This is a genomic window from Neobacillus piezotolerans (genome assembly GCF_003362805.1).
In the GTDB taxonomy this organism is placed as follows: Bacteria; Bacillota; Bacilli; order Bacillales; family Cytobacillaceae; genus Bacillus_D; species Bacillus_D piezotolerans.
Map to the genome: position 1 here is coordinate 36,035 of NZ_QNQT01000016.1, position 26,226 is coordinate 62,260.

46 protein-coding genes are annotated in these 26,226 nt (G+C 45.5%); 40 read left to right on the forward strand and 6 right to left on the reverse strand.

Features of this window, described 5'->3' with window-relative positions:
* Positions 1 to 8: 8 nt before the first annotated feature.
* The 26 genes from rpsS to rplQ all read left to right on the forward strand — a co-directional run bounded on the left by rpsS (position 9) and on the right by rplQ (position 12,104).
* Positions 9 to 284 (forward strand): 30S ribosomal protein S19, encoded by a 276-nt coding sequence (rpsS, locus tag DRW41_RS20850; RefSeq protein WP_053364773.1) that lies wholly within the window; start codon positions 9 to 11, stop codon positions 282 to 284.
* 20 nt (positions 285 to 304) lie between these two features.
* Positions 305 to 646, forward strand: coding sequence for a 50S ribosomal protein L22 (rplV, locus tag DRW41_RS20855; RefSeq protein ID WP_043931564.1), 342 nt, complete (start codon positions 305 to 307; stop codon positions 644 to 646).
* Positions 647 to 649: 3 nt separating this feature from the next.
* Positions 650 to 1,306 carry a 30S ribosomal protein S3 gene (gene rpsC / locus DRW41_RS20860; RefSeq protein WP_115453966.1) on the forward strand — a complete coding sequence of 219 codons (657 nt, stop codon included), beginning with the start codon at positions 650 to 652 and terminating at the stop codon, positions 1,304 to 1,306.
* Positions 1,307 to 1,308: 2 nt separating this feature from the next.
* Positions 1,309 to 1,743 (forward strand): 50S ribosomal protein L16, encoded by a 435-nt coding sequence (rplP, locus tag DRW41_RS20865; RefSeq protein ID WP_048823015.1) that lies wholly within the window; start codon positions 1,309 to 1,311, stop codon positions 1,741 to 1,743.
* Entirely contained in the window at positions 1,733 to 1,936 is a 204-nt protein-coding gene (gene rpmC / locus DRW41_RS20870; RefSeq protein ID WP_043931561.1) for a 50S ribosomal protein L29, read from the forward strand. The genes rplP and rpmC overlap by 11 nt, the downstream gene beginning before the upstream one ends.
* A gap of 19 nt (positions 1,937 to 1,955) precedes the next feature.
* Positions 1,956 to 2,219 carry a 30S ribosomal protein S17 gene (rpsQ, locus tag DRW41_RS20875; RefSeq protein WP_115453967.1) on the forward strand — a complete coding sequence of 88 codons (264 nt, stop codon included), beginning with the start codon at positions 1,956 to 1,958 and terminating at the stop codon, positions 2,217 to 2,219.
* Between the two features lie 39 nt (positions 2,220 to 2,258).
* Positions 2,259 to 2,627: a 50S ribosomal protein L14 gene (gene rplN / locus DRW41_RS20880; RefSeq protein ID WP_115453968.1), complete on the forward strand. Its 369-nt coding sequence runs from the start codon at positions 2,259 to 2,261 to the stop codon at positions 2,625 to 2,627.
* Positions 2,628 to 2,681: 54 nt separating this feature from the next.
* Entirely contained in the window at positions 2,682 to 2,987 is a 306-nt protein-coding gene (gene rplX / locus DRW41_RS20885) for a 50S ribosomal protein L24 (RefSeq protein WP_115453969.1), read from the forward strand.
* Between the two features lie 25 nt (positions 2,988 to 3,012).
* The gene (gene rplE / locus DRW41_RS20890) at positions 3,013 to 3,552 is read left to right on the forward strand and encodes a 50S ribosomal protein L5 (RefSeq protein ID WP_115453970.1); all 540 of its coding nucleotides are present in this window, start codon (positions 3,013 to 3,015) and stop codon (positions 3,550 to 3,552) included.
* A 24-nt stretch (positions 3,553 to 3,576) separates the two neighbouring features.
* The gene (gene rpsN, locus DRW41_RS20895) at positions 3,577 to 3,762 is read left to right on the forward strand and encodes a 30S ribosomal protein S14 (protein WP_009499044.1); all 186 of its coding nucleotides are present in this window, start codon (positions 3,577 to 3,579) and stop codon (positions 3,760 to 3,762) included.
* Positions 3,763 to 3,791: 29 nt separating this feature from the next.
* The gene (gene rpsH, locus DRW41_RS20900) at positions 3,792 to 4,190 is read left to right on the forward strand and encodes a 30S ribosomal protein S8 (protein WP_115453971.1); all 399 of its coding nucleotides are present in this window, start codon (positions 3,792 to 3,794) and stop codon (positions 4,188 to 4,190) included.
* 31 nt (positions 4,191 to 4,221) lie between these two features.
* Complete coding sequence (gene rplF, locus DRW41_RS20905; RefSeq protein WP_115453972.1) at positions 4,222 to 4,758, forward strand: 50S ribosomal protein L6; 537 nt, start codon at positions 4,222 to 4,224, stop codon at positions 4,756 to 4,758.
* A 32-nt stretch (positions 4,759 to 4,790) separates the two neighbouring features.
* Positions 4,791 to 5,153 (forward strand): 50S ribosomal protein L18, encoded by a 363-nt coding sequence (gene rplR / locus DRW41_RS20910; protein ID WP_115453973.1) that lies wholly within the window; start codon positions 4,791 to 4,793, stop codon positions 5,151 to 5,153.
* A 24-nt stretch (positions 5,154 to 5,177) separates the two neighbouring features.
* Positions 5,178 to 5,678 (forward strand): 30S ribosomal protein S5, encoded by a 501-nt coding sequence (gene rpsE, locus DRW41_RS20915; RefSeq protein WP_115453974.1) that lies wholly within the window; start codon positions 5,178 to 5,180, stop codon positions 5,676 to 5,678.
* Positions 5,679 to 5,692: 14 nt separating this feature from the next.
* Positions 5,693 to 5,875, forward strand: coding sequence for a 50S ribosomal protein L30 (gene rpmD / locus DRW41_RS20920; protein WP_059174140.1), 183 nt, complete (start codon positions 5,693 to 5,695; stop codon positions 5,873 to 5,875).
* A gap of 31 nt (positions 5,876 to 5,906) precedes the next feature.
* Positions 5,907 to 6,347 carry a 50S ribosomal protein L15 gene (gene rplO, locus DRW41_RS20925; RefSeq protein ID WP_115453975.1) on the forward strand — a complete coding sequence of 147 codons (441 nt, stop codon included), beginning with the start codon at positions 5,907 to 5,909 and terminating at the stop codon, positions 6,345 to 6,347.
* Positions 6,347 to 7,642, forward strand: coding sequence for a preprotein translocase subunit SecY (gene secY / locus DRW41_RS20930; protein ID WP_115453976.1), 1,296 nt, complete (start codon positions 6,347 to 6,349; stop codon positions 7,640 to 7,642). Before rplO ends, secY begins: the two co-directional genes overlap by 1 nt.
* Before the next feature lie 59 nt (positions 7,643 to 7,701).
* A complete protein-coding gene (locus DRW41_RS20935; RefSeq protein ID WP_115453977.1) occupies positions 7,702 to 8,352 on the forward strand; it encodes an adenylate kinase in 651 nt (216 codons plus the stop codon).
* Positions 8,352 to 9,098, forward strand: coding sequence for a type I methionyl aminopeptidase (gene map / locus DRW41_RS20940; RefSeq protein ID WP_115453978.1), 747 nt, complete (start codon positions 8,352 to 8,354; stop codon positions 9,096 to 9,098). Before DRW41_RS20935 ends, map begins: the two co-directional genes overlap by 1 nt.
* Positions 9,076 to 9,411: a KOW domain-containing RNA-binding protein gene (locus tag DRW41_RS20945; protein ID WP_245959518.1), complete on the forward strand. Its 336-nt coding sequence runs from the start codon at positions 9,076 to 9,078 to the stop codon at positions 9,409 to 9,411. The genes map and DRW41_RS20945 overlap by 23 nt, the downstream gene beginning before the upstream one ends.
* Complete coding sequence (gene infA, locus DRW41_RS20950; RefSeq protein WP_048823029.1) at positions 9,404 to 9,622, forward strand: translation initiation factor IF-1; 219 nt, start codon at positions 9,404 to 9,406, stop codon at positions 9,620 to 9,622. Before DRW41_RS20945 ends, infA begins: the two co-directional genes overlap by 8 nt.
* A 37-nt stretch (positions 9,623 to 9,659) precedes the next feature.
* Positions 9,660 to 9,773, forward strand: coding sequence for a 50S ribosomal protein L36 (gene rpmJ, locus DRW41_RS20955; protein WP_000868344.1), 114 nt, complete (start codon positions 9,660 to 9,662; stop codon positions 9,771 to 9,773).
* A 23-nt stretch (positions 9,774 to 9,796) separates the two neighbouring features.
* On the forward strand, positions 9,797 to 10,162 hold the full coding sequence (rpsM, locus tag DRW41_RS20960) for a 30S ribosomal protein S13 (RefSeq protein ID WP_115453979.1): 366 nt from the start codon (positions 9,797 to 9,799) through the stop codon (positions 10,160 to 10,162).
* A 22-nt stretch (positions 10,163 to 10,184) separates the two neighbouring features.
* On the forward strand, positions 10,185 to 10,574 hold the full coding sequence (rpsK, locus tag DRW41_RS20965) for a 30S ribosomal protein S11 (RefSeq protein ID WP_053364791.1): 390 nt from the start codon (positions 10,185 to 10,187) through the stop codon (positions 10,572 to 10,574).
* Positions 10,575 to 10,744: 170 nt separating this feature from the next.
* On the forward strand, positions 10,745 to 11,689 hold the full coding sequence (locus tag DRW41_RS20970; RefSeq protein ID WP_115453980.1) for a DNA-directed RNA polymerase subunit alpha: 945 nt from the start codon (positions 10,745 to 10,747) through the stop codon (positions 11,687 to 11,689).
* 52 nt (positions 11,690 to 11,741) lie between these two features.
* A complete protein-coding gene (rplQ, locus tag DRW41_RS20975; RefSeq protein ID WP_115453981.1) occupies positions 11,742 to 12,104 on the forward strand; it encodes a 50S ribosomal protein L17 in 363 nt (120 codons plus the stop codon).
* Here the strand turns inward: rplQ and DRW41_RS20980 are convergent.
* A complete protein-coding gene (locus DRW41_RS20980; protein WP_115453982.1) occupies positions 12,096 to 12,404 on the reverse strand; it encodes a hypothetical protein in 309 nt (102 codons plus the stop codon). The two genes, rplQ and DRW41_RS20980, sit on opposite strands and share 9 nt — an antisense overlap.
* 168 nt (positions 12,405 to 12,572) lie before the next feature.
* On the opposite strand from DRW41_RS20980, the gene DRW41_RS20985 reads away from it, so the two are divergent.
* The 6 genes from DRW41_RS20985 to rpsI all read left to right on the forward strand — a co-directional run bounded on the left by DRW41_RS20985 (position 12,573) and on the right by rpsI (position 16,910).
* A complete protein-coding gene (locus DRW41_RS20985; protein WP_115453983.1) occupies positions 12,573 to 13,412 on the forward strand; it encodes an energy-coupling factor ABC transporter ATP-binding protein in 840 nt (279 codons plus the stop codon).
* Complete coding sequence (locus tag DRW41_RS20990; RefSeq protein ID WP_115453984.1) at positions 13,388 to 14,254, forward strand: energy-coupling factor ABC transporter ATP-binding protein; 867 nt, start codon at positions 13,388 to 13,390, stop codon at positions 14,252 to 14,254. Before DRW41_RS20985 ends, DRW41_RS20990 begins: the two co-directional genes overlap by 25 nt.
* Complete coding sequence (locus tag DRW41_RS20995) at positions 14,251 to 15,048, forward strand: energy-coupling factor transporter transmembrane component T family protein (RefSeq protein WP_115453985.1); 798 nt, start codon at positions 14,251 to 14,253, stop codon at positions 15,046 to 15,048. The genes DRW41_RS20990 and DRW41_RS20995 overlap by 4 nt, the downstream gene beginning before the upstream one ends.
* A gap of 12 nt (positions 15,049 to 15,060) precedes the next feature.
* The gene (truA, locus tag DRW41_RS21000; protein ID WP_115453986.1) at positions 15,061 to 15,840 is read left to right on the forward strand and encodes a tRNA pseudouridine(38-40) synthase TruA; all 780 of its coding nucleotides are present in this window, start codon (positions 15,061 to 15,063) and stop codon (positions 15,838 to 15,840) included.
* 221 nt (positions 15,841 to 16,061) lie between these two features.
* On the forward strand, positions 16,062 to 16,499 hold the full coding sequence (gene rplM, locus DRW41_RS21005) for a 50S ribosomal protein L13 (RefSeq protein ID WP_115453987.1): 438 nt from the start codon (positions 16,062 to 16,064) through the stop codon (positions 16,497 to 16,499).
* Positions 16,500 to 16,517: 18 nt separating this feature from the next.
* Complete coding sequence (gene rpsI / locus DRW41_RS21010; protein ID WP_115453988.1) at positions 16,518 to 16,910, forward strand: 30S ribosomal protein S9; 393 nt, start codon at positions 16,518 to 16,520, stop codon at positions 16,908 to 16,910.
* A 13-nt stretch (positions 16,911 to 16,923) separates the two neighbouring features.
* Here rpsI and DRW41_RS23940 read toward each other — a convergent pair whose 3' ends face one another.
* Positions 16,924 to 17,037, reverse strand: a complete 114-nt coding sequence (locus DRW41_RS23940) for a CVP-CTERM putative sorting domain-containing protein (RefSeq protein WP_500684490.1) — start codon at positions 17,035 to 17,037, stop codon at positions 16,924 to 16,926.
* Positions 17,038 to 17,084: 47 nt separating this feature from the next.
* Here DRW41_RS23940 and DRW41_RS23180 point away from each other — a divergent pair, with 47 nt between their 5' ends.
* Entirely contained in the window at positions 17,085 to 17,264 is a 180-nt protein-coding gene (locus DRW41_RS23180; RefSeq protein WP_181884662.1) for a hypothetical protein, read from the forward strand.
* 90 nt (positions 17,265 to 17,354) lie between these two features.
* Here DRW41_RS23180 and DRW41_RS21015 read toward each other — a convergent pair whose 3' ends face one another.
* Positions 17,355 to 18,278 carry a DsbA family protein gene (locus DRW41_RS21015; protein WP_115453989.1) on the reverse strand — a complete coding sequence of 308 codons (924 nt, stop codon included), beginning with the start codon at positions 18,276 to 18,278 and terminating at the stop codon, positions 17,355 to 17,357.
* Positions 18,279 to 18,455: 177 nt separating this feature from the next.
* On the opposite strand from DRW41_RS21015, the gene DRW41_RS21025 reads away from it, so the two are divergent.
* Together DRW41_RS21025 and DRW41_RS21030 are read left to right on the forward strand one after the other, a co-directional pair.
* Positions 18,456 to 19,025, forward strand: a complete 570-nt coding sequence (locus DRW41_RS21025) for a TetR/AcrR family transcriptional regulator (RefSeq protein ID WP_115453991.1) — start codon at positions 18,456 to 18,458, stop codon at positions 19,023 to 19,025.
* 308 nt (positions 19,026 to 19,333) lie between these two features.
* Entirely contained in the window at positions 19,334 to 20,119 is a 786-nt protein-coding gene (locus DRW41_RS21030) for an SDR family oxidoreductase (RefSeq protein WP_115453992.1), read from the forward strand.
* A 137-nt stretch (positions 20,120 to 20,256) separates the two neighbouring features.
* Here the strand turns inward: DRW41_RS21030 and DRW41_RS21035 are convergent, their stop codons facing one another.
* A complete protein-coding gene (locus DRW41_RS21035) occupies positions 20,257 to 20,715 on the reverse strand; it encodes a DinB family protein (RefSeq protein WP_115453993.1) in 459 nt (152 codons plus the stop codon).
* A 144-nt stretch (positions 20,716 to 20,859) separates the two neighbouring features.
* Here DRW41_RS21035 and DRW41_RS21040 point away from each other — a divergent pair, with 144 nt between their 5' ends.
* The 3 genes from DRW41_RS21040 to salA all read left to right on the forward strand — a co-directional run bounded on the left by DRW41_RS21040 (position 20,860) and on the right by salA (position 23,308).
* The gene (locus DRW41_RS21040; RefSeq protein ID WP_115453994.1) at positions 20,860 to 21,303 is read left to right on the forward strand and encodes a YbaK family protein; all 444 of its coding nucleotides are present in this window, start codon (positions 20,860 to 20,862) and stop codon (positions 21,301 to 21,303) included.
* A 125-nt stretch (positions 21,304 to 21,428) separates the two neighbouring features.
* On the forward strand, positions 21,429 to 22,082 hold the full coding sequence (cwlD, locus tag DRW41_RS21045; protein ID WP_281272343.1) for an N-acetylmuramoyl-L-alanine amidase CwlD: 654 nt from the start codon (positions 21,429 to 21,431) through the stop codon (positions 22,080 to 22,082).
* Between the two features lie 167 nt (positions 22,083 to 22,249).
* Positions 22,250 to 23,308: an iron-sulfur carrier protein/transcriptional regulator SalA gene (gene salA, locus DRW41_RS21050; protein ID WP_115453996.1), complete on the forward strand. Its 1,059-nt coding sequence runs from the start codon at positions 22,250 to 22,252 to the stop codon at positions 23,306 to 23,308.
* 44 nt (positions 23,309 to 23,352) lie between these two features.
* Here the strand turns inward: salA and gerD are convergent, their stop codons facing one another.
* Positions 23,353 to 23,970 (reverse strand): spore germination lipoprotein GerD, encoded by a 618-nt coding sequence (gerD, locus tag DRW41_RS21055; protein WP_115453997.1) that lies wholly within the window; start codon positions 23,968 to 23,970, stop codon positions 23,353 to 23,355.
* Between the two features lie 188 nt (positions 23,971 to 24,158).
* Between gerD and DRW41_RS21060 the strand changes: the two genes are divergently transcribed.
* Entirely contained in the window at positions 24,159 to 24,827 is a 669-nt protein-coding gene (locus tag DRW41_RS21060; protein WP_115453998.1) for a KinB-signaling pathway activation protein, read from the forward strand.
* A gap of 14 nt (positions 24,828 to 24,841) precedes the next feature.
* Here DRW41_RS21060 and pdaB read toward each other — a convergent pair whose 3' ends face one another.
* On the reverse strand, positions 24,842 to 25,594 hold the full coding sequence (pdaB, locus tag DRW41_RS21065) for a polysaccharide deacetylase family sporulation protein PdaB (RefSeq protein ID WP_115453999.1): 753 nt from the start codon (positions 25,592 to 25,594) through the stop codon (positions 24,842 to 24,844).
* Between the two features lie 137 nt (positions 25,595 to 25,731).
* On the opposite strand from pdaB, the gene DRW41_RS21070 reads away from it, so the two are divergent.
* Entirely contained in the window at positions 25,732 to 25,953 is a 222-nt protein-coding gene (locus DRW41_RS21070) for a hypothetical protein (protein ID WP_115454000.1), read from the forward strand.
* The last annotated feature ends 273 nt before the right edge of the window (positions 25,954 to 26,226 follow it).

The following is a 26,226-nucleotide window of genomic DNA, read 5'->3' on the forward strand; positions in this document are numbered from 1 at the left end:
GTACCCTCATGGGTCGCAGTTTGAAAAAAGGACCTTTTGTTGATGATCATCTATTGAAAAAGGTCGAAAACCTTGGTGCTGACAGCAAGCATGTAATCAAAACTTGGTCACGCCGTTCAACAATTTTCCCACAATTCATCGGCCACACAATCGCTGTGTACGATGGACGGAAACATGTTCCAGTTTATGTCACAGAAGACATGGTAGGACACAAGCTTGGAGAATTCGCTCCAACACGTGCTTATAAAGGCCATGGCAATGACGATAAGAAAACCAGACGTTAATGAGAGGAGGGCATCACATCATGCAAGCTAAAGCTGTTGCAAGAACAGTCCGTATTGCTCCTCGTAAAGCTCGTTTAGTCGTAGATTTAATTCGAGGAAAGCAAGTTGGCGAAGCGGTAGCCATTTTAACTTTGACTCCGAAGGCTGCTTCTCCAATCGTTGAAAAAGTGTTGAAATCTGCTATGGCAAACGCAGAACACAATTATGAAATGGACGTTAACAATCTTGTGGTTGAGCAAGCATTCGTTGACGAAGGGCCGACACTGAAGCGTTTCCGCCCGCGTGCGCAAGGCCGTGCCAGCGCAATCAACAAGCGCACGAGCCACATCACAATCGTTCTATCAGAAAAGAAGGAGGGATAATTAGTGGGTCAAAAAGTAAATCCAGTCGGTTTGCGTATCGGCATCATCAAAGATTGGGAATCCAAGTGGTACGCAGGCAAAGACTTCGCTGATCTTCTTCATGAAGATATTAAAGTTCGCGAATACATCCAGAAGCGCCTTAAAGACGCGTCTGTATCCAAAGTAGAAATCGAACGCGCTGCAAACCGTGTTAACGTTACTGTACACACTGCGAAGCCAGGTATGGTAATCGGTAAAGGCGGTACAGAAGTTGAAGCACTTCGTAAAGCGTTGAACCAGCTTACTGGCAAGCGTGTCCACATTAATATCCTTGAAATCAAAAAGGCTGACATCGATGCAAAGCTAGTTGCTGAAAACATCGCTCGCCAGCTAGAAAACCGTGTATCTTTCCGCCGTGCACAGAAGCAAGTTATCCAACGTGCGATGCGCGCGGGAGCAAAAGGTATCAAAACAATGGTATCCGGCCGTCTTGGCGGTGCAGATATCGCTCGTTCTGAACACTACAGCGAAGGAACTGTTCCCCTTCATACACTTCGTGCAGACATCGACTATGCAACTGCAGAAGCAGATACTACTTACGGCAAGCTTGGCGTAAAAGTATGGATTTATAAGGGTGAGGTCCTTCCAACGAAGAAGAAAACCGAGGAAGGAGGCAAATAATCATGTTATTGCCTAAGCGTGTAAAATACCGCCGTGTGCACCGTGGAAAAATGCGCGGTCAAGCAAAAGGCGGAACTGAAGTAACTTTTGGTGAATTCGGTTTGCAGGCAACTGAAGCCTCCTGGATCACAAACCGCCAAATTGAATCTGCCCGTATCGCGATGACTCGTTACATGAAGCGTGGCGGTAAAGTTTGGATTAAAATTTTCCCACACAAGCCATATACTGCAAAGCCTCTAGAAGTACGGATGGGTTCCGGTAAAGGTTCTCCTGAAGGCTGGGTAGCAGTTGTTAAGCCTGGCAAGATTATGTTTGAAATTGCCGGCGTTTCTGAAGAAATCGCACGTGAGGCGCTACGCCTTGCCGCGCACAAGCTTCCAGTTAAGTGCAAGTTTGTAAAACGAGAAGAAATTGGTGGTGAATCAAATGAAAGCTAATGAACTTCGTGACCTTACCACTGCCGAACTAGAACAAAAAGTCAAGTCATTAAAAGAAGAACTTTTCAATCTTCGCTTTCAATTGGCGACTGGACAGCTTGAAAACACTGCCCGCATCAGGGAAGTGCGCAAGTCTATCGCTCGTATGAAAACTGTTGTCCGTGAAAGAGAAATCGGCGTTAACAATCGATAATTGAGAGGAGGTCCGCCTAATGAGCGAACGCAACCAACGCAAAGTTTACACCGGACGCGTGGTATCCGACAAAATGGATAAGACTGTTACTGTTCTTGTCGAGACACACAAAAAGCATCCTCTTTATGGTAAACGCGTAAAATACTCTAAAAAGTTTAAGGCGCATGATGAGCAAAATCAGGCTAAGATCGGTGATATTGTACGCATCATGGAAACTCGCCCACTTTCGGCTACAAAACGCTTCCGCCTTGTAGAAGTAATTGAAAAAGCAGTTATTATTTAATTGTTCGGATAAGCTTTCATCCGAAGGGAGGTTACACGCATGATTCAACAGGAAACACGTTTAAAAGTTGCTGACAACTCTGGTGCCCGTGAGGTTCTGACAATTAAAGTGCTTGGTGGCTCCGGCCGCAAAACTGCAGGCATTGGCGATGTGATCGTCTGCACAGTGAAACAAGCAACACCAGGTGGCGTTGTTAAAAAAGGTGACGTTGTTAAGGCAGTTATCGTACGGACTAAGAGCGGTGCACGCCGTCCAGACGGAACTTACATCAAGTTTGACGAAAACGCATGTGTAATTATCCGTGATGACAAGAGCCCACGCGGAACGCGTATTTTCGGGCCAGTTGCACGCGAACTGCGCGACAGCAATTTCATGAAAATCATTTCCCTTGCTCCAGAAGTACTTTAATTAGCAGTACTTTCAATAAACCAATCTTAAATGCCTTTAAGGAGGTGCGCACAGATGCACGTAAAAAAAGGTGACAAAGTAATGGTCATCTCTGGCAAGGATAAAGGCAAAACAGGTACAATCCTGGAAGCTTATCCGAAACAAAGCCGTGTCCTTGTTGAGGGAGTCAACATCGTCAAGAAGCACTCAAAGCCTTCTCAAGCGAATCCCCAAGGTGGCATCAGCAGCCAGGAAGCACCTGTACACGTATCAAACGTCATGCCAATCGACAAATCCGGCAAACCAAGCCGTGTAGGACATAAAACCGTTGGTGGCAAAAAAGTACGCGTAACAAAATCCGGTGAAGTATTAGATAAATAGTTCATGAAGAAGGGAGGTACAATAGATGAACCGCCTAAAGGAAAAGTATGTTAAAGAGATCACTCCTGCTCTAGTGAGCAAGTTCAACTATAAATCTGTAATGCAGGTTCCAAAAGTAGAGAAAATCGTTGTAAACATGGGTGTTGGCGATGCAGTCGCGAATGCAAAAGCCCTGGACAATGCTGTTGAGGAACTTACAAGCATCACTGGCCAAAAGCCAGTCGTTACCCGCGCGAAAAAGTCTATCGCTGGCTTCCGCCTTCGTGAAGGCATGCCAATCGGAGCGAAAGTTACTTTACGCGGAGAGCGCATGTACGAATTCCTGGACAAATTAATTTCAGTCTCTCTGCCACGTGTGCGTGACTTCCGCGGTATTTCCAAGAAAGCATTCGATGGCCGCGGCAACTACACTCTTGGTGTGAAAGAACAATTGATCTTCCCTGAAATTGATTACGATAAAGTAAGCAAAGTCCGTGGAATGGATATCGTTATTGTTACGACAGCCAACACTGATGAAGAAGCACGTGAACTTTTAACTCAGTTTGGAATGCCGTTCCAGAAGTAATCTATTAATAAGGGAGGCGAAAACGTGGCTAAAAAGTCAATGATTGCGAAGCAAAAACGCACGCCTAAATATAAGGTGCAAGAGTATACCCGCTGCGAACGCTGTGGCCGTCCACACTCTGTATACCGCAAATTTAAGCTTTGCCGTATTTGTTTCCGTGAATTAGCATACAAAGGCCAGATTCCTGGTGTGAAAAAAGCTAGCTGGTAAACCCCAAGTCTGGGAAGGAGGTAAAAATAATGGTCATGACAGATCCAATTGCAGATATGCTTACCCGCATCCGTAATGCGAACATGGTTCGCCATGAAAAGCTGGAAGTACCTGCTTCCAATATCAAAAAAGAAATCGCTGAAATCCTGAAGCGTGAAGGTTTCGTGCGTGATGTAGAGCTGATTGAAGACAATAAGCAAGGCATCATCCGTATCTTCCTTAAGTACGGTGCAAACAACGAGCGCGTTATCACTGGCCTCAAGAGGATTTCCAAGCCTGGCCTTCGTGTTTATGCAAAATCAACAGAAGTGCCTCGCGTATTGAACGGCCTTGGAATCGCCCTTGTTTCAACATCACAGGGTGTCGTTACTGATAAAGAAGCCCGTGCAAAGCAAATTGGCGGAGAAGTATTAGCATACATCTGGTAAGAAAGTTTCTGAATGAATGGAGGTGCACTAAATGTCTCGCATAGGAAAAAAACCAATCGAAATTCCAGCAGGAGTTGCGGTTACTCTAGATAAAAACACTGTTACAGTTAAAGGACCGAAAGGCGAGTTGGTTCGTTCTTTCAGCCCAGAAATCAGCATCCTCGTAGAAGACAATACTGTTACGATTACACGCCCATCCGATGCTAAAGAAATCCGTGCATTGCATGGCACAACACGCGCCGTACTTGCCAACATGGTTGAAGGTGTGTCCAAGGGCTTCGAAAAAGGCCTTGAGTTAGTAGGGGTTGGTTACCGTGCTTCCAAGCAGGGCAACAAACTTGTACTTAACGTTGGATATTCCCATCCGGTTGAAATCGAGCCTGAAAAGGGACTTGAAATCGAAGTGCCTGCAAATACAAAGGTAATCGTTAGAGGCTACGACAAAGAACGTGTCGGAGCACTTGCTGCAAACATCCGTGGCGTCCGTCCTCCAGAGCCTTACAAAGGCAAAGGGATTCGCTATGAAGGCGAAGTTGTCCGCCGTAAGGAAGGTAAAAAAGGTAAGTAATGCCGCATAGTAATACGAAAGGAGTGACGTAAATGATTACGAAGCTTGATAAAAACGTGAGCCGTAAGAAAAGACATGCACGCGTCCGTTCTAAGCTTAGCGGAACAGCTGCCCGTCCCCGTCTGAATGTGTTTCGTTCCAACAAACACATCTACGCTCAGTTAATCGACGATGTGAACGGAGTTACTCTAGCGAGTGCTTCGACAATGGATAAAGATTTCGGATCTGAAGTTTCCGGAAACAAAGATGCTGCGCAAAAAGTCGGAGAGCTTATTGCGAAGCGCGGAGTCGAAAAAGGCATCACTTCAGTAGTCTTTGACCGCGGAGGGTACCTCTACCATGGCCGCATTCAAGTACTTGCTGATGCTGCCCGCGAAAACGGCTTGCAATTTTAATAGACAAAGGAGGGACACACAAAGATGCGTCGCATTGATCCAAACAAACTTGAACTTGAAGAACGCGTAGTTACGGTCAACCGTGTTGCGAAGGTTGTTAAAGGCGGACGCCGTTTCCGTTTCACTGCTCTTGTCGTAGTAGGAGATAAAAATGGCCATGTCGGTTTCGGCACTGGTAAAGCACAGGAAGTTCCTGATGCAATCCGTAAGGCAATCGAAGATGCAAAGAAAAACCTGGTTTCCGTGCCGATGGTTGGAACGACTATCCCCCATCAGGTAATCGGCCGCTTCGGAGCTGGCGAAATCCTTTTGAAGCCTGCTTATGAAGGTACAGGAGTTATCGCTGGCGGACCTGTCCGTGCGGTACTTGAACTTGCGGGTATTTCCGACATCCTCTCAAAATCGCTTGGAACGAACACGCCAATCAACGTAGTTCGCGCTACTATTGACGGCATTAAGCAACTTAAGCGTGCTGAAGATGTTGCGAAACTTCGCGGAAAATCAGTAGAAGAACTGTTAGGATAAGGGAGGGAAATCAAATGGCTAACAAATTGCAAATTACCCTCACTAAAAGCGTAATCGGCCGTCCACAGGACCAGCGCGAAACAGTTAAGGCTCTCGGCTTGCGAAAAGTGAACCAGACAGTTGAGCAACAGGACAACGCGGCTATCCGCGGAATGATCAATAAGGTTGCCCACCTTGTTTCGGTTAAAGAACAATAAACGATTCATTCTTTCTTAAGGAGGTGCCCAAATGAAACTTCATGAATTAATGCCAGCAGAAGGCTCCCGCAAAGAGCGCAAGCGTAAAGGCCGCGGTATCGGATCCGGCAACGGAAAAACTGCAGGTAAGGGACATAAGGGTCAAAAAGCCCGTTCCGGTGGCGGTGTACGCCTAGGATTCGAGGGTGGACAGACGCCTTTATTCCGCCGTTTGCCAAAACGTGGATTCACGAACATCAACCGCAAGGAATATGCGATTGTAAACCTTGATGCCCTGAACAGCTTTGAAGACGGTACAGAAGTAACTCCAGAACTTCTTATCGAAACTGGCCTTGTCAGGAATGAAAAAGCAGGAATCAAGATTCTTGCAAAAGGGAACGTTGAGAAAAAATTGACTGTAAAAGCTCACAAATTTTCCTCTGCTGCCAAGGAAGCAATCGAAGCTGCCGGTGGAAACACTGAGGTGATTTAATGTTCCGGACAATCTCCAATTTTATGCGCGTGGGTGAAATAAGGAATAAAATTCTATTCACCCTTTTGATGTTATTAATCTTCCGTATCGGAACTTTTATTCCGGTTCCAAATGTCAATGCTGATATACTCAAAGCCCAGGATCAATTCAGTGTATTCGGAGTACTGAATACATTTGGAGGAGGGGCATTGAAAAACTTCTCCATTCTTGCAATGGGCATCATGCCTTATATCACTGCTTCAATCATCATCCAGCTTTTGCAGATGGATGTTGTGCCGAAGTTCACAGAGTGGTCAAAGCAAGGGGATGCGGGAAGAAGGAAGCTTGCCCAATTTACCCGTTATTTCACAATCGTGCTTGGATTTATCCAGGCTTTAGGCATGTCCTACGGGTTTAACAACATGGCGCAGGGCCAGTTGATTGAAAGCTCTGGAATCGGAACGTACTTGCTGATCGCGACAGTCCTGACAGCCGGTACGGCCTTCTTAATGTGGCTCGGTGAGCAAATCACGGCAAAAGGTGTAGGTAACGGGATCTCAATCATCATCTTCGCAGGAATTGCAGCCGGAATTCCGACTACTGTCAACCAAATTTACATTCAGCAGTTCCAGGATGTAAAAGATGACTTGTTCATCCGCATTCTGACTGTTCTCCTTATTGTTCTGGCTGTCATCGCCATTGTTGTTGGCGTAATCTTCATCCAGCAGGCAACAAGGAAAATTCCAATCCAATATGCAAAAAGGATGACCGCGGGACGTACGCCGGTTGGCGGCCAGTCCACTCATATGCCGTTGAAAGTTAACGCGGCTGGGGTTATCCCGGTCATTTTCGCAGTATCATTCATAATTACGCCAAAGACGATTGCATCCTTTTTTCCAACAAATGATGTGACGCTTTGGATCCAACGGGTATTTGATTATACCCACCCAATCGGGATGGTGCTATATGCAGCATTGATCATCGCGTTTACGTATTTCTATGCGTTTATCCAAGTGAATCCGGAACAGGCAGCAGAAAACCTGCAGAAGCAGAGCGGCTATATTCCAGGAATTCGCCCAGGCAAACCAACACAGGAATACTTCACACGGGTGCTCTATCGCCTGACATTTGTCGGAGCGATCTTCCTGGCAGTGATCGCTGTCCTTCCAGTTGTTTTTATCCAGGTGGCAAACCTTCCGCAATCAGCGCAAATTGGCGGTACGAGCCTTCTGATCGTGGTAGGGGTCGCGCTTGAAACGATGAAACAGCTTGAAGCCCAGCTGGTCAAACGCCATTACAAAGGCTTTATTAAGTAAGGTTGGTTTTGGGGACGCTAAGTTCCCTAAAACCACTTAATCCCCAAGGGGGTAAGTGAATGAACTTAGTATTAATGGGTCTGCCGGGTGCGGGAAAAGGCACTCAGGCGGAAAAAATCGTAGAACAGTATGGAATCCCCCATATCTCAACTGGAGATATGTTCCGCGCCGCCATGAAGGAAGGTACGGAATTGGGGCTGAAGGCAAAGGCCTACATGGATGAAGGGGCTCTTGTCCCGGATGAAGTGACGATTGGCATTGTTCGCGAAAGGCTAAGCAAGGAAGACTGTGAAAATGGCTTCTTGCTAGACGGTTTCCCAAGGACCGTTCCCCAGGCTGAAGCTCTTGAAAGCATCCTGGAAGGGCTAAACAAAAAAATAGACTTTGTGCTCAACATTGATGTCGACCAGTCCATTTTAATGGAACGCCTGACAGGCCGCCGTATTTGCAAAAATTGCGGTGCGACCTACCATCTTGTTTTCAATCCTCCGGCTGTTGAGGGAGTTTGCGACCGCTGCGGCGGAGAGCTTTATCAAAGGGCGGACGATAACGCAGATACCGTCCAGAACAGGCTTGACGTGAACATAAAGCAATCGAAGCCATTGCTTGATTTCTACACTGAAAAAGGCTACTTGCGCAATATCGATGGACAGCGTGAAATCTCCGAGGTTTTTGCTGACATCCAGACATTGCTTGGGGGCTTGAAATAATGATCATTTGCAAAACGCCCCGTGAGCTGGAAATCATGCGAGAAGCGGGCAGGATTGTGGCGTTGACCCATGAAGAGCTAAAGAAACATATAGCTCCGGGGATTACCACGAATGAACTGGACCGCATTGCAGAACAAGTAATCCGCAAATACGATGCGATTCCATCTTTTAAAGGGTACAACGGTTTTACCGGAAGCATTTGCGCTTCTGTCAATGAAGAACTTGTGCACGGTATACCAGGGGACCGGATCTTAAAAGAGGGAGATATCATCAGCATCGATATCGGAGCCAAATACAACGGTTATCACGGTGACTCGGCCTGGACCTATCCGGTCGGCAAAATAGACGGGGAAACATCCCGCCTTTTGGAAGTGACGGAACAGTCCCTGTATAAAGGGCTGGAAGAGGCTAAGCCAGGCGAACGTCTCACAAACATCTCGCATGCAATTCAGGTGTATGTGGAAGAAAACGGTTTTTCAATCGTGCGCGAGTATGTAGGCCACGGTGTCGGGCAAGACTTACATGAGGAACCTCAGGTTCCGCATTATGGACCGCCAAACAAAGGCCCTCGGCTCAGGCCTGGCATGGTGCTGGCAGTTGAACCGATGGTAAATGCGGGCAGCCGGTATGTAAAAACACTGGCTGACGATTGGACAGTTGTAACAGTTGATGGCAAATACTGCGCCCATTTTGAACATACGATTGCCATTACGGAGGCAGGCTTTGAAATTCTCACAAAACTGTGATGGAATTCCTGGCCCTGTTCCGGGTCAAATCGCTCTTGTTAAAAGCGGACGCGGCGCTGGCCTGTATGTTATAATTATAAAGTTGGCTGATGAGCATTCAGTTCTTGTCGCTGATGGCGGGAAGCTTAAAAACACTCGCCCGAAGAGAAAGAATATACGTCATCTCCAACTGGTTGACCGCATAGCTCCGGAAGTTTATGACAGTATCATCGAGACAGGCAGCGTGACGAATGGAAAGCTGCGCTTCGCACTTACAAGGTTTTTAAATGAACGCCTGACAGATGAAGAGAAGGGAGACGAATTCGATGGCTAAAGATGATGTAATTGAAATTGAAGGCAAGGTAATTGAAACTTTGCCAAACGCCATGTTTAAGGTAGAATTAGAAAATGGCCATACGATCCTTGCCCACGTTTCAGGCAAGATCCGTATGCACTTCATCAGGATTCTGCCTGGCGATAAAGTAACAGTGGAGCTATCCCCATACGACTTAACACGCGGCAGGATTACCTACCGCTTCAAATAAGCCGATTGCACTCCGTACTGCTAAGGAGGTTAGGATAATGAAAGTCAGACCATCTGTAAAACCGATCTGCGAAAAGTGCAAAGTTATCCGCAGACGCGGGAAAGTTATGGTTATTTGTGAAAACCCTAAACATAAACAAAAACAAGGTTAATAAAGAAGGAGGTGCGTTAACTTATGGCACGTATTGCTGGTGTAGATATTCCGCGTGAAAAACGTGTGGTTATCTCTTTAACTTACATCTATGGTATCGGTAAAAACACTGCACAAAAGGTCCTTGCCGAAGCGGGCGTTTCCGAAAACACTCGTGTACGCGATCTGACTGAAGACGAATTGAACAAGATTCGTGACATCGTTGACAAGCTGAAAGTGGAAGGTGACCTTCGCCGTGAAGTTTCACTTAACATTAAGCGCCTGATGGAAATCGGAAGCTACCGTGGTTTGCGCCATCGCCGTGGGTTGCCTGTTCGTGGACAAAACACGAAGAACAATGCCCGTACGCGTAAAGGCCCACGTAAAACTGTAGCGAACAAGAAGAAGTAATCAGTAAAGGAGGTACTTACAAATGGCACGTAAAACTAATACTCGCAAACGCCGTGTGAGAAAGAATATCGAATCCGGTATCGCTCACATTCGCTCAACATTTAACAATACGATTGTTACCATCACCGATGTACATGGTAATGCTATTTCCTGGTCAAGTGCAGGTGCGCTTGGATTTAAGGGTTCCCGCAAATCCACTCCATACGCTGCGCAAATGGCTGCTGAAACTGCTGCCAAGACATCAATGGAACATGGCTTGAAAACTCTTGAAGTAACTGTAAAAGGCCCTGGCGCCGGACGTGAAGCTGCCATCCGTGCTCTTCAGGCTGCAGGTCTTGAAGTTACTGCAATCAAAGACGTTACACCAGTTCCGCATAATGGTTGCCGTCCGCCAAAACGCCGTCGTGTGTAATTTTTCTGTATAGAAATTGTATCCCTGTCTATAATGGGATATGATACCATTTTTCGTTCATGCAGAATCAATATTCCAGTTGTTGTGCACAAACAGGGACGAATACAGGGGGAATTTCGGTTGGGCAATGACCGGCCGGGTTTTCGACGTTTTGAAGGAGGGTATATTTGATGATCGAAATAGAAAAACCAAAAATCGAAACGGTTGAGATCAGCGATGATGCCAAATACGGGAAGTTCGTCGTAGAGCCACTTGAGCGTGGATATGGTACAACTCTGGGTAACTCCTTACGTCGTATCCTACTATCATCACTCCCAGGTGCTGCGGTTACATCGATCCAGGTAGATGGTGTACTTCATGAGTTTTCAACAATTGAAGGCGTCGTTGAGGATGTCACATCCATTATCTTAAACATTAAGAAAATCGCACTGAAAATATACTCCGATGAAGAAAAAACGCTTGAAATCGATGTGAAAGGCGAAGGCCAGGTCAAGGCGGGCGATATCACCCATGACAGTGATGTTGAAATCCTGAACTCTGATCTCCATATTGCCACATTAGGTTCAAACGGACATCTTCGCATGCGGCTGACTGCAAAGCGCGGACGCGGTTATACGCCAGCTGACCAGAATAAGAGAGAAGACCAGCCGATCGGCGTTATTCCGATTGACTCGATCTACACTCCGGTTTCCCGTGTGTCCTACCAGGTGGAAAATACACGTGTTGGGCAAATGACCAACTACGATAAATTGACATTCGACGTATGGACAGACGGCAGCACAGGTCCACAGGAAGCTATCGCATTCGGAGCAAAGATTTTGACTGAGCATTTGAATATCTTTGTCGGATTGACCGATGAAGCGCAAAATGCCGAAATCATGATTGAAAAAGAAGAAGACCAAAAAGAAAAAGTCCTCGAAATGACGATTGAAGAACTCGACCTATCGGTTCGTTCTTACAACTGCCTGAAGCGCGCGGGAATCAATACTGTCCAGGAACTTGCCAACAAGACCGAGGAAGATATGATGAAGGTGCGCAACCTTGGCCGCAAATCGCTCGAGGAAGTTAAAGCGAAACTAGAAGAGCTTGGATTGGGACTGCGCAAGGACGACTAGTCCGGCAAAGCCAGCAAGCCTTTACTGACTTCAACAAAGGAGGGAACCCTTCATGGCATACAGGAAATTAGGCCGCACAAGCGCCCAGCGTAAAGCGATGCTTCGTGACCTTACAACTGACCTAATTATTAACGAACGTATCCAGACAACTGAAACACGTGCGAAGGAACTGCGTTCTGTTGTAGAAAAGATGATCACTCTTGGAAAGCGCGGAGATTTGCATGCACGCCGCCAGGCAGCCGCTTACATCCGCAACGAAGTAGCAGACGTCGAAAACAACACCGATGCACTACAAAAATTGTTTGCTGACATCGCTCCTCGTTACACAGAGCGCCAAGGTGGATACACTCGCATCATGAAAATTGGTCCTCGCCGCGGCGACGGTGCACCAATGGTCATCATCGAGCTAGTTTAATACACCGTTAAGAAGGCAAGGGACAGTTTCATGAAACTTGTTTCTTGCCTTTTTTACAAGAAAAGCGAAAGCGGCCTCCGCTGGAGCTAGACCGAAGAAAAGCGAAAGTGCCCGTTGAACGGCGCCGGAGCTGGCCAGAAGAAAAGCGGAATCCTCCGCTTTCAGGATGAAATGAATAGTTTTGCCGCACAAGCCAAAAAGAGCGTTACGATGGGCAGGAATATCGAAAAGATGACCGGTGGGCCGGGTTTGGCCCAACTCCCGGAAGATTGCAGTATCCCTTTGCATAAAAGCCTGCATTCTTTTCCTGTCCCGTCTAGCTCATGCACCCCTCCCGTTTCTCAAAAAGAAACCCTGTATTGCATCAGATCCTGGATCTGAAGGGGGGCGGGGTGCAGGCTTTTTTTGCTTTTGTGGAGTAATATTCGAGCAGAGAGAGAAAAGGCGAGCCGAGAGGAGGATGGCCCGGTGAAAAAACCGATTATCAGGCTTGAGAATGTATCGTTCCAATATAGCAACGCGGATAAATATGCAATCGAGGATGTCAGCTTTGAAGTGTATGAAGGTGAATGGCTTGCGATCGTGGGGCATAACGGGTCTGGGAAATCCACAATGGCCCGGCTGTTGAATGGGCTGCAATATCCGCAAAAAGGAACCATTATTGTTGGAGGAATGCCGCTCGGAGAACAAACAGTCTGGGATATCCGCAAAAAACTCGGAATGGTTTTCCAAAACCCGGACAATCAATTTGTCGGGACGACTGTAAAGGATGATGTGGCTTTTGGTTTGGAAAACAACGGCATCCCGCAGGAGGAAATGGCCGTCCGAGTGCCGGAAGCTTTGGCGAAGGTTAAAATGGAACAATTTCTTGATCAAGAGCCGCACCATCTTTCCGGCGGGCAAAAGCAAAGGGTGGCGATTGCAGGGGTTTTAGCGCTAAGGCCATCCATCATCATTTTGGATGAAGCAACCTCGATGCTTGACCCAAGAGGACGGGAAGAAGTACTTGAAACGGTAAGGCTTTTGAAAGATGAGGAATCCTTAACCGTTATATCGATAACACATGACCTTGATGAAGCCGCGAAGGCTGACAGGATAATTGTCATGAACAAGGGCAAGGTTTACCGTGAGGGTACTCCGGAGGAAATATTCGCGCTTGACGAAGAACTTGTCTCTCTCGGCCTTGATATTCCGTTTGCGGTTAAAATGGGGAAGGCTTTAGCCGGAAAAGGGGTAAACTTGCCGAAAAATTATTTGTCTGAAGAAGAGTTGGTGACGGAACTATGGACATCTCACTCAAAGATATAGAGTACAAGTACCAGGCGGGCACACCATTTGAAAGGCTGGCTGTAAGTGATGTCTCAATAGAAATCCCGAAAGGCACTTATCTGGCCATCATAGGGCATACCGGATCTGGCAAATCGACTGTCCTTCAGCATCTAAACGGCCTGCTCCAGCCGACTGCTGGAAGCGTCACGATCGGGGACCGGACCATACAGGCGGGAAAAAAAGAAAAGAACCTGAAGGCGGTCCGGCAAAAGGTCGGGATTGTCTTCCAATTCCCTGAACATCAGCTTTTTGAGGAAACGGTGGAAAAAGACATTTGCTTCGGGCCAATGAACTTCGGCGTATCGGAAGCTGAAGCAAAGGAAAGGGCAAGGGTTGCCATCAGCCAGGTAGGCCTTGGAGAAGACATTTTACAGAAGTCACCCTTCGATTTATCCGGAGGTCAAATGCGGCGTGTCGCCATTGCAGGGGTCCTGGCAATGGAGCCTGAAGTGATTGTACTTGATGAACCAACCGCAGGATTGGACCCTCGCGGAAGGAAAGAAATTATGGATATGTTTTACCGTCTTCACCAGGACAGGGGGCTGTCGACTATATTGGTAACGCACAGCATGGAGGATGCCGCTCGCTATGCGGATAAAATCGCCATACTGCACCAGGGCAGGACGGTTAGAATCGGGACGCCTGAAGAAATTTTTTCAAATCCGGCTGAACTGGTCTCGCTAGGCCTTGATGTACCTGAAGCCGTGCGCTTCCAGCTAAAGTGGGAAGAAAAAATGGGCGTTAAACTTGGCAGGACCTATTTGACAATAGAAGAGCTGGCCGATGCGCTTGCCGGGTATAACGGGGGTGGCCAGCCATGATGGAGAAAATGATTTTTGGGCGCTATGTCCCTGCCGATTCAGCGGTCCACCAAATGGACCCACGGTCAAAACTAATTCTCGTCTTTGCCTTTGTCGGCATTGTATTCATTGCGAATAATGTCCTAACATACGTATTGCTGGGCCTTTATACATTTTATTTGCTGGGATTGTCGAAAATCCCATTCAGGTTCCTTTATGAGGGACTGAAACCGATTTTTTTCCTTGTCATTTTTACGCTGCTCCTCCATCTGTTTTTGACAAGAGAAGGGGAAGTTGTCGTTGATCTTGGGTTTATGAAAATATACGAAGGAGGAATCAGGCAAGGGATATTTATCTCGATGCGGTTTTTCTTCCTCATTCTAGTCACATCCCTATTGACATTGACAACAACTCCTATCGAGATTACAGATGGCCTGGAAGTGCTGTTGAACCCATTGAAGAAAATCCGCTTCCCAGTCCATGAAATGGCATTGATGATGTCGATTTCCCTGCGGTTCATTCCGACCCTTATGCAGGAAACGGATAAAATCATGAAAGCCCAGACGGCGCGTGGAGTCGAGTTTGCGAGTGGGCCGATCAAGGAACGTGTTAAAGCAATTATTCCGCTTTTAATTCCATTGTTTGTAAGTTCATTCAAACGGGCCGAGGATTTGGCGACAGCTATGGAAGCAAGGGGCTACAAGGGCGGCGAGGGAAGGACGCGGTTCCGCCAGCTGCACTGGAAGCCGCTTGATACACTGCAAATCGGCCTGCTTTTGCTTCTGGCCATTGCCCTTGTTCTCCTAAGGTCCTGATGGAGGGTAGACATGCAACGGTATAAATGCATAGTTTCGTATGATGGGACAGGCTTTGCCGGCTATCAAGTCCAGCCTGGAAAGCGTACAGTACAGGGAGAAATCGAAGCCGTCCTGAAAAAAATTCATAAAGGTGAAGCGGTCAAGATCACAGCTTCAGGAAGGACCGACGCTGGCGTCCATGCGAAAGGGCAGGTCATCCATTTTGACTCTTCCCTTCCCATTCCGCCCGACCGCTGGCCACAAGCTTTAAATTCCATGCTTGGCGGGGAAATCGCGATCCTCTCGGTTGAAAAGGTGACCCCGTCCTTCCACGCGCGCTTCGATGCGGCCGGGAAGGAGTACCGCTATATTCTTTATCTCGGTAAACAGAAAAACCCGTTTAACCGGAATTATGCATACCATTACCCGTTTCCACTTGATATGGCGAAAATGGAGGAAGCGGCCCGGCATCTTATTGGAACGTATGATTTCTCAAGCTTTTGCGCTTCCAATACGGAAGTGGCCGATAAAGTAAGGACGATTACCGGTATTTGCTTTAAGAAGGAAGATGATTGCCTAGTCCTGAGTTTCAGGGGAAATGGGTTTCTGTATAATATGGTCAGAATTCTTACAGGGACGCTGATTGAGGTTGGCACAGGCGCCAGGGAACCCGCGGATATTCCTGCCCTTGTTTCGGCCAGGGACAGGAGGCTCGCGGGAAAAACCGCCCCGGCGCACGGCCTGTATCTTTGGGAAGTATTTTATGAGGATTCGGGTGAAGAAAGTAAAACAACTAAACCTGGTGTATAATATTTTCTTGACAATATGCCCGCAAGCATTTATTATATCATATGTATGTATTTTAATCCCACGATAAAGCCCCGGAAAGCCTCATCGTGATTAAGAATATATGAACATGAACTTGATGCGCAAAGCCATTCCTGCGCCGCTCCCGGAACAGAGCCGGCACCATGGATAAACGGTTAGAAGCGCGAACCAATATTTTTCGGATTTAATTAGGAGGGAAACCCATGCGTACAACATTTATGGCGAACGCCAACAATATCGAGCGTAAATGGTACGTAGTTGATGCTGAAGGCAAAACTCTTGGACGCCTTGCTTCCGAAGTTGCAGCAATTCTACGTGGAAAAAACAAACCAACTTTCACACCGCATGTTGATACTGGTGACAATGTAATCATCTTGAATGCTTCCAAGGTCCATTTGACTGGAAACAAGCTTCATGACAAAATCTACTACCGCCACACCCAGCATCCAGGCGGCCTTAAGCAAAGGACTGCACTTGAAATGCGCACTAACTATGCTGAGAAAATGATCGAGCTTGCTATTAAAGGCATGCTTCCAAAAAATTCTCTTGGCCGTCAAATGTTCAAAAAGCTGCACGTTTATGCAGGCACCGAGCATCCGCACCAAGCACAAAAACCAGAAGTTTACGAACTTCGCGGATAATAAAGGGAGGGTATTAACTTGGCACAAGTTCAATATATCGGCACAGGCCGTCGTAAAAGCTCCGTTGCCCGCGTACGTCTAGTTCCAGGCAATGGACAAATCCTAATCAATGATCGTGAAATCACTAACTACATCCCGTTCGAAGCGTTGCGTGAAGTTGTTAAGCAGCCGCTTGTTGCTACTGAAACTCTTGGCAGCTACAACATCCTTGTAAACGTTAAGGGCGGCGGCTACACTGGCCAAGCTGGCGCTATCCGCCACGGCATTGCACGCGCATTGCTGCAAGCTGACCCAGAATTCCGTCCAACTCTTAAGCGCGCAGGCCTTCTTACTCGTGACGCCCGCATGAAAGAGCGTAAGAAATACGGTCTTAAAGGCGCACGTAGGGCTCCTCAGTTCTCGAAGCGTTAATATCGTTTTTATATCAATGTCTACAGGCTATCCCCTCTACGGTGGGATAGCCTGTTTTTGTTTTATTAAAAGGTGTGATTGTAAATGGAATGCACCTATGTGGATGACAGGCACAATCAGTAGTTATGGAAAAACAAGAATGAGTTAATTAAATATAAAACAGTAGTATGACGATTGGAGCGGAAGGCGCGAAGACTCCTCGTAAATGCTACGCATTTCCTTCGTGCGTGGGTAATTTCAGGGATGCCATTCAATGTCCTGCGGGAAAAGCTGGCCAGGGGAGACCCCGCAGGCATGGGTTTCGCCGAGGAGGCTCCCGGACTGCCCGCGGAAAGCGAAGTGCCTGTAGCGTAAATAAAGAATTCAAGAAAACCACTCTTTGTAGTGAAGAACCTAAAAAAGACCTGTAAACCTTAGATCGGTTACAGATCTTTTCGTTTATTGCTACTTTTTCACAATATAGGTCTCACCCAGAATTTCCTTAGCCTCGTAAGTTAACAGTGTCAATTCCTTTTCAATGAATGAGTTAACATCTGATTGTTCGATATCATACATGACTTCAATTTCTTTGGAAAATAAGAGTTTTTCCTCTTCAAGCAAAGCAGAAAGAGATGGCTGTTGTTTTGGTTTTAGTTCTTCCAGATTCAGAACTTGTTTTAAACCGTCAACATAGTATTCAAACGGACGGCCCCCAACGATTTTCACCCCTTTATTTTCCTCATTGATCATGATAATGGTTGGGAAACCCCTTGCTCCCAGGCTTCTGGTAAGAGCAAAATCTTCATTCAATAATTGTTGTCCAACGAGTTGTTCAGCTTCATTTACAATGGCTTTCCCATCAAGTCCAAGTTTATTTACGATTTCAATCATAACGGATGGTTCAGAAATATTTTGATTAAATGCGAAAAGTGCTTCCCGCGCGCGGCGCAAAAATTCAAATGCCATAGCTTCATTATGGTTTTTTTGAATGATCTTAAATACACGAGAAGGCGGGTAGGAAGATTGCACTGGATTATCAATCATTAAAGTCCCATCGATTGGCATCCTTGAATATTCTCCAACTTCCCTCCAGTGGCCCGCAACATCGGCGGGTTTATAAATGCCGTTCGCAGGGTCGATAGGTCCGTCATGCCACTTTTCCAGCAAACCGCCCATAACTGTATGAAAGTTAAAATAATCACCATACTGCTTTATAAAACGGCGCAGCACGGGTTCAATCGCCCAGCAATGGGAACAAATCGGATCCGTCACATAATAAAGGGTAATGGTTTTTTCTGGTATGCTAAAATCAATAATCTCCATATCCTCTTCCTCAGCCACTCCGCAAATGCCGGTTTCCAAATCACAAATCATGTTATTATTTTTCAATTCAATTTTCCTCCTTTGTTTTAAGAAACGCCTTATATTTTCTGGGGCAAAGTTGAAAATTTGCCTTACAATTGAATCTTAAGTCATAATGAACATGACCAACACCAATAGTTCCGCGGTTTTGTCGTTTATACAACACATTGAAGAAATTGTTTAGAAAGTAGGCGTGGAAAACAAATGATTCAATCAAAGACGGACCCCCGAGTGCTGCGTACTCGCAAATTAATAATGGATTCTTTCATTGACCTTTCAGGAGAAAAGGAATTTAAGGATATTACTGTTAAGGATATTACCTCCAAGGCTTTGATTAATCGCGCCACATTCTATTATCATTTTGAGGATATATATGACTTATTGGAAAAGGTATTATCAGAAGTATTGTTAGTTAATTTGGATTGTAATTACTACCAGAATAACGGGTTGAATGAAGAGGCTTTGGTTAACATTTTCAAGGCGATCACGAATTTTCAAAAGTCCTTATCCACTCGTTGCCATAGAGGATATGAAGATACCATTGCCCGAATTATAAGGGAACAGCTTGAAGTCATTTTTTATAAACTACTGTTAAAACAACGTCCAACTGAAGAAAAGCAATCCTTAAAGGTTACCGCTGTCATGCTGAGTTGGGGTATTTACGGGGCTTCTGTTGAATGGCGGAGAAATAGCAAAGAGGTATCCCCCGAGGAATTTATTAAATCTGCAATTCCCTATATATTGTCGGGAAGTAATTTTGGATCTGCAAACTAACTTGAAAGATCGACCTTTACAGGCTATCTCATTTGTGATGAGAAAGCCTGTTTTTGTGTTGAGGAAGCTAGTGAATAACGACCATACGCCCGGTCGATTCTTCCATAAAAGGCTTAAATAGGATAAGACCTTTTAATTGATAAATTTTTCATTAGATATATAATTAAAATATACTATCAATTAAAGATATTTTAATTAAAGATATTTTACTGGGTGATATTTTGTTAACAGGGGTATACAATCATTCCAAATATCTTACGATAGTATGTGTTTTATTAAGAAAAGTACAACAAGGGAGGATAATCATCATGAGCAATCGTTTTGAAGGCAAAGTCGTATTAATTACAGGTGCGGGATCTGGATTAGGCCAAGCCGCTGCTTTACAAGTAGCAAAGGAAGGCGCGAAACTTTCTCTCGTTGATTTAAACGCTGCTTCATTAGAAGAAACAAAAAGTAAAGTGCTGGAAGTTGCACCAAACTCAGAAGTATTGCGTATCACTGCAAATGTTGCAGATGAAAAAGCAGTTGAAAACTATGTAAACGAAACGGTTGAAAAATTCGGGAAAATCGATGGTTTCTTCAACAACGCAGGGATTGAAGGAAAACAAAACCTAACAGAGGATTTTGGCATTGATGAATTCCAAAAAGTAGTAAGTGTCAATTTAAATGGTGTGTTTTATGGTTTAAAACACGTATTGAAAGTCATGAGAGAACAAGGATTTGGCTCGGTTGTGAATACGGCTTCCGTTGGTGGTATTCGTGGGGTAGGAAACCAATCTGGTTATGCGGCCAGTAAACACGGCGTCGTCGGATTAACAAGAAACTCAGGAATTGAGTATGGCCAATACGGAATCAGCATCAAAGCTATTGCACCAGGCGCAATCATGACGCCAATGGTAGAAGGTTCATTAAAACAAATGGATCCGGACAATTGGGAAGAAGTAGGGAAACAATTTGTTGAGCCAAACCCAATGAAACGCTTCGGTAAACCGGAAGAAGTGGGATATTTAGTGGCATTCCTGCTGTCCGACCAAGCCAACTTCATTAACGCAGCCGTTATTCCAATCGATGGTGGACAATCTTATAAATATTAATGTCGAAAACATGTAGTAAATGAATAAAAATTTGAAGAGGGATTCCTTTTGATAAAGAAATCCTGAGTGAAAAGTATCTACAGAGGAAGGCAGGTCTATTTGTTGGAAAATAGGCCTGCCTTTCTTTTATCTGTGGTTTAAATGAATTTTCTCAGTGCGATAATGGCTCCGAGATGGATTCCTTCGTGGTAAATTGTCCGCACAAGCACTTGGGCGATGGTATGCATGCCGGATTCGGTTTCCGGGAAAGTCTCCTCAAGCCTGTCCCCGTATGTCGCCTCAATCCACTCCGGCTGGCCGGCAAGTAGCTGCTTCAATTCCTCAAGGGAAGGTGGCTGGCTTGTCCAACTCGCAGGGCTAGTTCCAAAACCGAACCAATCGTTGAACCCTTCCGGGATCTCAATCGGCTCTTTTGTGAGATGTTTAATCCAAAGCAATTGGTCCAAGTAAATATGGCCAAGGTTCCAGCGTATATTATTGTTGAATCCTGCTGGAACGATATCGGCGGCTTCCTCTGAAATATCGGCTACGCAGCCAAGTGTACCTTCCCGGTAATCCTTCAACTGGTTAAATAGAACTTCATGTTCTTTTTTCATAAAAAATCCCCCTTAAAAAGTCTGTCTATTCTGATTTTAAAATACAGCATTGCTAATTCGTTGTAAAACTGGAAAGCGAATCAACCCTTTTCCCGGTATTCTCGTCGAGTCGTGGATAAACACTAGGACAAAGAGGTGAAATCAGTGAATGTCATTACAACCTTTAATGAAAAAAGGCGGGAAAAACAGATTAAATATGAACGTTCTGTCCTAAGGGACCTTTCAATAAATGAATTGAAGAAACGAGTGCAGGACCATTTTGGCGCGACAAGGCTTCCTCACGGACTAATGCAAAATCCGGGTATCCAGGAAGCGTGCTATGATGTGGCGCTCGAAGCATACCTGCTTGGGGCGCAGTTCAGCAAATTTGGTTACCGCGGAGAGAAAGCTGAGCTGGCAATTGAGAGATGTGAACCTGAAGAAACACACCTGATTGATACCCTGTTCAATTTCCTTTTGTATTGGGGAGGAGGGGAGGAAGGGTATTACAGTGAGTCCCTTTATTTCAGCTGTGAACAATACGTAAGGAAATGGTGGCTTGATGGGTTTGAAAAAGGCATGCGCCGCCAGAAGCTCCGCCTCCACTAAGAACCCCATTCCTGTTCTAATTCCTGTTTTCCGGCCATATAGTGGAATGGAAAAGGACAGGCAAGGGGATGGGTGGAGTGTCGATTAAAAGAGTGAAGAGGGCAGCCTTTGCAATTGGGCTGATCATGTTATTCTTTATTATCCAATATGATTTTTCTGAAAATCACTCCTGGAATTCATGGCATCTGCCGCTGTCCGGGAAAGTGATCCTGCTGGATCCCGGGCATGGGGGACCGGATGGAGGAGCGGGCGAAAGGCCAATGCAGGAAAAGGATATCGCCCTGAACATATCCCTGAAACTGCGTGATTTCCTTCAGCAGCAAGGCGCGATTGTCATCATGACTAGGGACACGGACAAAGATTTGGCGCCCCCGGACATGAAGGGCTACAGCCGCAGGAAGACAGTCGACTTAAAGGAAAGGCTCAAAATAATCAATGAGTCTGAAGCCGATTTTTTTGTCAGTATCCATTTAAATGCGATTCCTGGCCCGCAATGGAGCGGAGCACAAACTTTTTATAGTTCCAAAGAAAAGGAAAACAAAAAAGCTGCCAGGCTCATTCAACAGGAACTAAGGACAAACCTTGAGAATACTACAAGAAGGGAAAAGCCGCATAACACTGTGTTTATTCTAAAGAATGCGGAAATACCTGGGGTCCTTGTGGAAGCGGGATTCCTTTCAAATCCAGTAGAGAAAGCGAACTTGGAGCGTGATTCATACCAGGAAATGGTGGCAGCCTCCATTTATAAGGGAATCAACCGATTTTTTACTGAACGATAAGTGGGGAGGGCATAGCCTTCTCCTCTTTTGATTTCATTGTCAAATAGTGAAATAAAAAAAACGGGGTGTGCGCCATTTAACAGCCTAGCCTGGCCGTATGCTATAATATAAAGACATGCCGGCAACGTTTGGCAATAACCAAATCAATAAGGCGGGTGCTTTAGTAGATGATTACAGAGGCTATCGTACGGGAAGTATTGAGCGGTTTACAGGAACCATTTTTACATAAATCGCTGGGTGAACTGAATGCCATCGAGGAAATTAAGGTGAAGGAAGAAAAGAACCATGTCAGTGTGAAAGTTTTGATTGCCAAGACCGGCACAGCCGAACAGCTCCAGCTTCAGACTGAAATTGTTAACGCTTTAAAAAACCAGGGAGCGTCGACTGTCGGTATTCGCTTCAGCCAGCTTCCTGAAGAGGAATTGGCGAAGCATCGCGCTTCGATGGAAGACGCCGGTGATCTTGGGTTATTGGCTCCGGGAAGCAAAACCACGTTCATCGCGATTGCGAGTGGAAAGGGAGGCGTAGGGAAATCGACCGTTTCCGTCAACCTTGCTGTTTCACTGGCGCGTCTTGGTAAAAAAGTCGGCCTGATTGACGCCGATATATATGGATTCAGTGTTCCTGATATGATGGGCATTACCGAACGGCCACTGATTAAGGATGAGAAAATCCTTCCGGTGGAACGGTTTGGGGTAAAAGTCATTTCAATGGGATTCTTTGTTGAGGACAATGCCCCGATCATCTGGCGCGGCCCAATGCTTGGTAAAATGCTGAACAGCTTCTTTGAGGAAGTTAATTGGGGAGAACTTGATTACCTGCTCCTTGACCTGCCTCCAGGGACAGGCGATGTAGCGCTTGATGTCCATTCCATGCTTCCTTCCTGCAAGGAAATCATCGTTACGACTCCGCATCCTACTGCCGCATTTGTTGCTGCCAGGGCAGGCGCCATGGCATTAAGGACAGAACATGAAATTTTGGGCGTTATTGAAAACATGGCGTACTTTGAAAGCAAGGCGTCCGGCGAACGGGAGTATATTTTCGGAAAAGGCGGCGGAGAAAAACTTGCCGAGGCACTAAATACTGAGATTCTTGGCCAGTTGCCGCTAGGTCAGCCGGATATGGATGAAACGGATTTTGCTCCTTCTGTTTACCAGGAGGATCACAAAATAGGGACTGTTTATTTGCAAATAGCCGATAAAGTCATCAACAAATTGAATAATTAAAACCAAAGCCTCTCCGTAACCCGGAAGAGGCTTTTTCAAACTGGTTACGAATCTCCTTTGCCTCCTCCTCCACCGCCTCCTTCTCCTCCGCCTTGTCCGCCACCTTTGTCGCCTTTCGTGGCCTCCTTTGCCGCCTGTAAAAGAAGGTCTTGCATTTCAGCTTTAAACAGAGGGCTTTGCATCGATTCAGCTATTACGGCCTGAAGGTAGAGCCGGAATTCCTTACCTTTTAAGGCATCTGCCATTTCTTTTTGCATTTCAGGCTCCTTAAAAACCTCAACCATCATCGCCCGATACTCCGGATCTTTCATCAAGTCCTTTAAAAGCTTCTCGTTTTCGGTTTTCATGCTCTTCGCCAAGGCTGAAGCCATCTTTGGGTCTTTAAGCGAATTCTTCCAAAAATCCGTTCCTTCCTTGGAAACCAATGTTTTTTGGATTGTATCAGAAACTACGGACTGGTCCATGATCATTTGCTTTTTAATGTTATCGTCAGTCATTATTTCATGGATTGCTTTTTTGCCATCATCCGTATGGAGGATATCGACAAGCATTTTTTTCGTTTCCTCGTAATTCAATTTACTCTCAACCTGGCTGGACCCGGCCGCACAGCCAGAAACCACGGTAATTGTCCCAATAAAAAGCAATATAAATACCTTTTTCATTCCCGATAGCTCCCTTCAAAGAATGGCACTTATCCTTAGAATGAAGAAAAATACATGTAATTATTCGCTCAATCGGAATGCCTGGATTTTTCCGGCTCCGGTTGGTACAATGAAGTGAAACTGCCATTGGCATTAAGTCTTTGTGCTTTTGGCTAGCAGAAAAAGAATGCAATGCTGGGGGAAAAATTGTGACTAGCCGTAATTGGGTTAAACTATTCATCAACACTTCAATGATTGGGGCAATTGTAACTGTTATTACCGGTTTTATTGTCCGCTGGGACGAATTTGAACCGTTGTTTACCGATGTTGACTTCCTGGAAATCTTATCAGTCCTCATTTGGCTCGTCGGAGTGGGATTGATATTCAGCTTATTGAGCCAAATGGGTTTCTTTGCTTATTTGACCGTTCATCGTTTCGGCTTGGGAATTTTTAAATCGGTACGGCTGTGGAATGGCGTTCAGGCCGTCATTTTGGCATTTGTCCTATTTGATTTAATTTACTTAAGGTATATTTCTTTTGCAAAAGAAGGAGAAGGGACGGTTTCCTACGTAATTCCGGCCCTGGTTGTTTTCGCCGCAGGACTCGTGGCAGCGTGGCTAAAGATGAGGCAGACAAACAAAGAGGCGTTCATTCCCGCGCTATTTTTCATGGTAGTCGGGACCGTCATAGAATGGGTTCCTGTACTCCGGGTAAATGAAGGTAGCTGGTTTTACCTTATGCTGATTCCTTTGCTAGTCTGTAACGGCTATCAGCTGCTTGTCCTTCACAAACTGAATGAAAAGTCGCTTGAAGAGCGGAAGAAGATGCAGGAGAAAAAAACTCGACAAGAAACAAAACAACTCAAGCCGTCCAAATAGGACGGCTTGTTTTTTTATCTAACTTCTTCGGTTTTCGCTTCGCCATTGGCGATCATCTCGGAAACCGTAACGAACTTTAGGCCCCGTGCCTGCAAGTCTTTAATGATGCCCGGAAGTGCTTTTGCAGTTTGCTTTGCCGAATCCGAAGCATGTAGGAGGATAATGTCGCCTGCGCCAGCTTTTTGAATGTTGCCCTGTATTTTTTTGATGCCAGGGTTGGTCCAATCTTTCGAATCAATACTCCAATGTACGACAGTGAATCCAAATCTTTCGGCAATTTTCAACGTTCGTTTGTCAAAATGCCCTGTAGGGGCGCGAACCAGTGATAATTTCTTTATATTCAATTTACCAAAAGCAGTCTGCGCTTTGGCAAGATCTTTCCGAATCGCCCCCTCCTCAATAGCCGTATAATCCTCGTACCCGTAACCGAGGATGCCGATTTCATAGCCGAGTTTTGAAATTCTGCTTACAAGGTCCGGATGCCGTTCAGCCCAGGCGCCGGATAAAAAGAAGGTTGCTGATTTTACGTTCTCTTTTTCCAGAACATCCAATATGGGCGCCGCCTTTTCATCTCCCCAGCCAATATTAAATGTCAAGGCAATATCCTTTTCCCCTTTGAATACCGCCTTTGGGCCATCCTTTGTAGAAAATACCGGAACCTGGACCAGATTCTCCATATAAACAATCCATGCTGTAAATAAAGCTGACACGATTATCAAAAAGGCCTGTTTTAAACGCTTTCCGTTTAAAATAACAAAGAAATCCACTTTCATTCCCCCGTCCAAAGGTTTCCTTGTCCTATACCTATGAACAATAATCCCCAGATATGAATCCCAAGTTCAGCATAGAATAGAACTTTTTGGTAAACCATAATGTGCAAATCCATGCCAGGAGTGGTTCGTGTATGATTGGTTTGCTTGTCAATGCGAAGGAAGCGAAGGAACTTGAGTATCTCCTTAAAAGGGAAATGGAAGAAATTCTGTTTGATTTAGACGACGAGAGAATAGACCATATTGCTAAAAAGGCAATGGAAGAACGATATAAAATTTTATTTATGCTTTTCAGGAGAATAGCCCAGCCGGCGGAATGCATGAAGTATATAAGGAAAAAGAGTATTAGAACCTGATGGCCTATAGGTTCTCCTGTGAAGGTGATGATTCCATTTATGTAGTCCGACAGGTTAGTTTAAATTTATATTGACTTTGTATTGTTATCTTGGTATATTAAAAAACGTCGCTGAAAGGCAATTGCCGGGCGAAAGAAATAAAGAAGGCAATTACCGAGTAAAAAAGTTGTTGACTATATAAAAACAACATGGTATATTAAGAAAGTCGCCTCTCGGCGATACGCTGTAAAATTGCTCTTTGAAAACTAAACAAACAAGCGTCAACAAACAATA